1 protein-coding gene and 1 pseudogene are annotated in these 1915 nt (G+C 34.5%); one reads left to right on the forward strand and one right to left on the reverse strand.

The genetic code is table 11. From position 1 onward, the window contains the following. Positions 1-257: 257 nt before the first annotated feature. Positions 258-470: pseudogene (locus AC1DSL_RS17670) on the forward strand (phosphoribulokinase); the annotation flags it as partial. Positions 471-570: 100 nt separating this feature from the next. On the opposite strand, the gene hpaB reads toward AC1DSL_RS17670, so the two are convergent. Then, a partial coding sequence (hpaB, locus tag AC1DSL_RS17675) for a 4-hydroxyphenylacetate 3-monooxygenase, oxygenase component (RefSeq protein WP_477533234.1) occupies positions 571-1915 on the reverse strand: 1345 nt, incomplete at its 5' end.

A 1915-nucleotide genomic window follows, 5' to 3' on the forward strand; every position in this document is an offset into this window, starting at 1 on the left:
GGTAAAGTGTATGTAAACGTAAAACCTAAATAAATCATAGATTGAATGAAACAGAAGAGTAGATTCGTCAAAGAATCCGATATCTAGCTTTTAATTCACGAGCATTTAAGTCCCTTATCCAAATAATTTTTGAAAGAGAGACGTTCTATACTACTAGACGTCTTTTTTTTCACTTCACATAAAAGTCTTGTTCAACTAACGGGTGCTTTACCTCAAGAAGGGGTAAAGCCTTTTTTCTTATTGAACTAAAGGGGCAGGTTGAAGGCATGAGCGTGGCCTTTACAGATCCCAATTTGTTCAATCTAAAAGTTTACTTATATACGGATGGAGAAACCGAGTTGATGAGAAGGAGTAAAAGAGAGGTTTTTGAAAGAGGAACAGATATAAATTATTTAAGAAAATCTCATGAGGAACGTAGAATTCAATACGATTTATTTATGCATCCTTATCATCGGAAAAAATATGGTTAAAAGTTCATGGAATCCCAGAAAAAAATAACAGAACGCTCAATCTATAAAAAGATTGAGCGTTCTATTTTGATCCTAAAAGGAATATTTAAACTTCTTCTTCTTATTTTAGATTTAAGAAATTACTAATTGCCTCTACATATTCATTTTTTGGATATTTCTTATATAAATCGCTTGATAATCGAATTGGGTCACCAAAAAAGTATCGCTCATATTGGGTTTGTCTAGTTCCGAATGAACTCATTGTTAGATCCCAAGCTAAACGAAATATTTTTACACGTTCCTCTGCGGTCTTATTTGCTCCTTGAAGATAAATATCTAAGTCATTTCTAATAATAGAATGAAATGCTTTTTCAGTTGGCAATGTAATCATTCCACTAGCTCCGATTAACTGGATAATTTCAGTGAAACGAGGATAAATTTTAGGGAAAATGTTACCGGCAACTTGAAGCGGGAAAATATCTGGACGCATATATCCCCATTCATCTAATTTTGCGTTATTCTCCGATTTTTCTAACAAGGCTTTCATCGTTTCTAGACCAATGATGATTTCTGACATCTTTTCTTGAATATGTTGATACCCGTTAATATTAATCGTTTCGATAAGAAGCTCAGCAATGCCTAAGACGAACTCTATTTTTACAATTTGTCTATTCAAAACTTGGTGCTTAGTAAAGGGATTGAAAGAGCTTTGAATTGGGAATTCTTCGGCTACTTCCGCATTGTTGTAATAAAATACCCTATTCCAAGGTACTAATACATTGTCAAAGACAACGATAGAATCCATTTCTTCGAATCGCGAGCTTAATGGATAATTAAAAGAAGATTGTCCTCCGATGAATGAATCCCTACAAATAAACTTTATTCCTTTCGTGTTAGAAGGGATCGAAAAAGCAAAAGCTTCATCTTCATTAAATAGAAATTTACCAACACTAAATACTAATAACTCATCTGTTAAACCACCTTGCGTAGCAAGAAGACGGGCTCCTTTAATGATGATTCCTTCTTCATTTGTATCAATAACTTTTGCGGCGATTGGTGGCTCATCGGTATCTTCAAAGTAGATTTCAGAACGATTCACTTGTGGTGAAACAAAGGTATGTGTAAACGATAGGTCATTTTCCCTAGCCAATTCATAAAACGCTTGCAGATTATTCGGAAAACATTTGTCCTTATTTTTTAAAAAGGATACCGAAGAGGCAAAGCTCATTAAAACTGTGTTCAAATAATCTGGGCTTCTTCCCATGACACCACCTGAATACCTAGCCCAATGTTCAATCATCTTTCTTCTTCTTATTAAGTCCTCTTTCGTTTTTGGTTGCAAAAAGGAAAGACCAATACGTTCACCTGAGACTGGGGAAATAAAAGTCATCTCATCTTTTATTTTTGGGTCATGTTGCAAATCATAAAGAGCCGCTTTTGACTGAATAAGTCCTTTGAATGCAGGG

The sequence above is a fragment of the Paenisporosarcina sp. P4_D4 genome, assembly GCF_056401835.1.